This is a genomic window from Megasphaera massiliensis (assembly GCF_000455225.1).
Classification (GTDB): Bacteria; Bacillota; Negativicutes; order Veillonellales; family Megasphaeraceae; genus Megasphaera; species Megasphaera massiliensis.
Map to the genome: position 1 here is coordinate 6,356 of NZ_HF954548.1, position 2,922 is coordinate 9,277.

Annotated in this window: 1 rRNA gene; it reads left to right on the forward strand. The window is 53.3% G+C overall.

What is annotated here, in order from left to right:
- The first annotated feature begins 2 nt into the window (after positions 1-2).
- A 23S ribosomal RNA gene (locus tag TX77_RS10610) occupies positions 3-2,922 on the forward strand.

The window sequence follows — 2,922 nt, forward strand, 5'->3', positions numbered from 1 at the left end:
TTGGTTAAGCTAGTAAGAGCGCACGGAGGATGCCTAGGCACTAGGAGCCGAAGAAGGACGTGGCGAACAACGAAACTGCCTCGGGGAGCCGTAAGCAGGCTTTGATCCGGGGATGTCCGAATGGGGAAACCCGGCTATCGTAATGGATAGTCACTGTTAACTGAATACATAGGTTAACGAGAGGCATACCAGGGGAACTGAAACATCTAAGTACCCTGAGGAAGAGAAAACAAAAGTGATTCCGTCAGTAGCGGCGAGCGAAAGCGGATTAGCCCAAACCAAGGAGCTTGCTTCTTGGGGTTGTAGGACGTCTCACATGGAGTTACAAAGGTGTAGGTTAGGCGAAGAGGTCTGGAAAGGCCCGCCAGAGCAGGTAAAAGCCCTGTAACCAAAAATCTATACTCTCCGAGACGGATCCTGAGTACGGCGGGACACGTGAAACCCCGTCGGAATCCGGCAGGACCATCTGCCAAGGCTAAATACTCCCTAGTGACCGATAGTGAAGCAGTACCGTGAGGGAAAGGTGAAAAGCACCGCGGAAGCGGAGTGAAAAAGAACCTGAAACCGTGCGCTTACAAAAAGTCAGAGCCCGATTTGATGGGGTGATGGCGTGCCTTTTGTAGAATGAACCGGCGAGTTACGTTCACGTGCAAGGTTAAGTCGGGAAGACGGAGCCGCAGCGAAAGCGAGTCTGAATAGGGCGAATAAGTACGTGGTCGTAGACCCGAAACCGTGTGATCTACCCCTGTCCAGGGTGAAGGTGCGGTAACACGCACTGGAGGCCCGAACCCACGAATGTTGAAAAATTCGGGGATGAGGTGGGGGTAGCGGAGAAATTCCAATCGAACTCGGAGATAGCTGGTTCTCCCCGAAATAGCTTTAGGGCTAGCCTCGGTTAAGAGTGTCGTGGAGGTAGAGCACTGATTGGGTGCGGGGCCCGCCAAGGGTTACCAAGTCCAGTCAAACTCCGAATGCCATAGACATGTTTACCGGGAGTCAGACAGTGAGTGCTAAGATCCATTGTCAAGAGGGAAACAGCCCAGATCATCAGCTAAGGTCCCCAAGTGTGTGTTAAGTGGGAAAGGATGTGGAGTTGCAAAGACAACCAGGATGTTGGCTTAGAAGCAGCCACCATTTAAAGAGTGCGTAATAGCTCACTGGTCGAGTGACTCTGCGCCGAAAATGTAACGGGGCTAAACACACCACCGAAGCTATGGCATGATACGTATGTATCTTGGGTAGGGGAGCGTTGTATATAGGTTGAAGTCAGACCGTAAGGACTGGTGGACAGTATACAAGTGAGAATGCCGGTATGAGTAACGAAAAGACAAGTGAGAATCTTGTCCGCCGAAAGCCTAAGGGTTCCTGAGGAAGGCTCGTCCACTCAGGGTAAGTCGGGACCTAACGCGAGGCCGAAAGGCGTAGTGGATGGACAACAGGTTGAAATTCCTGTACCACCGAAGATTGTTTGAGCAATGGGGTGACACAGAAGGGCAGTGACGCGGACTGATGGAATAGTCCGTCCAAGCAGTGAGGCAGAGTTGTAGGCAAATCCGCAACTCGCGTAAGCTAGGCTGTGATGGGGAGCGAAAATTACAGTAGCGAAGGTCATGTACTCCGGCTGTCAAGAAAAGCCTCTAGTTAGATCTAGGTGCCCGTACCGCAAACCGACACAGGTAGGCGAGCAGAGCATGCTAAGGCGCGCGGAAGAACTCTCGTTAAGGAACTCGGCAAAATGACCCCGTAACTTCGGGAGAAGGGGTGCCTCGGTAGGGTGAATAGCCCGAGGGGGCCGCAGTGAAAAGGCCCAAGCGACTGTTTAGCAAAAACACAGGTCTGTGCGAAGCCGTAAGGCGAAGTATACGGGCTGACGCCTGCCCGGTGCTGGAAGGTTAAGGGGAGCGGTTAGGGAGCAATCCCGAAGCTGTGAACCGAAGCCCCAGTAAACGGCGGCCGTAACTATAACGGTCCTAAGGTAGCGAAATTCCTTGTCAGGTAAATTCTGACCCGCACGAATGGCGTAACGACTTGGGCGCTGTCTCAACGAGAGATCCGGTGAAATTTTAATACCTGTGAAGATGCAGGTTACCCGCGACAAGACGGAAAGACCCCATGGAGCTTTACTGTAACTTGATATTGAACTTTGGTACGATCTGTACAGGATAGGTGGGAGCCTGAGAAGCATGAGCGCCAGCTTGTGTGGAGGCATCGTTGGGATACCACCCTGATCGTATTGGAGTTCTAACCCAGGACCGTGAAACCGGTTCGGGGACCGTGTCAGGTGGACAGTTTGACTGGGGCGGTCGCCTCCTAAAATGTAACGGAGGCGCCCAAAGGTTCCCTCAGAATGGTTGGAAATCATTCGGAGAGTGCAAAGGCATAAGGGAGCTTGACTGCGAGACCTACAAGTCGAGCAGGGACGAAAGTCGGGCTTAGTGATCCGGTGGTACCGAATGGAAGGGCCATCGCTCAACGGATAAAAGCTACCCTGGGGATAACAGGCTTATCTCCCCCAAGAGTCCACATCGACGGGGAGGTTTGGCACCTCGATGTCGGCTCATCGCATCCTGGGGCTGAAGTAGGTCCCAAGGGTTGGGCTGTTCGCCCATTAAAGCGGTACGCGAGCTGGGTTCAGAACGTCGTGAGACAGTTCGGTCCCTATCTGTCGCGGGCGCAGGAAGTTTGAGAGGAGCTGTCCTTAGTACGAGAGGACCGGGATGGACGTACCGCTGGTGTACCAGTTGTTCCGCCAGGAGCACCGCTGGGTAGCCAAGTACGGACGGGATAAACGCTGAAAGCATCTAAGCGTGAAGCCCCCCTCAAGATGAGACTTCCCAATTAGTAAGACCCCTTGAAGACGACGAGGTTGATAGGTTCGGGGTGGAAGCACAGCAATGTGTGGAGCTGACGAATACTAATCGG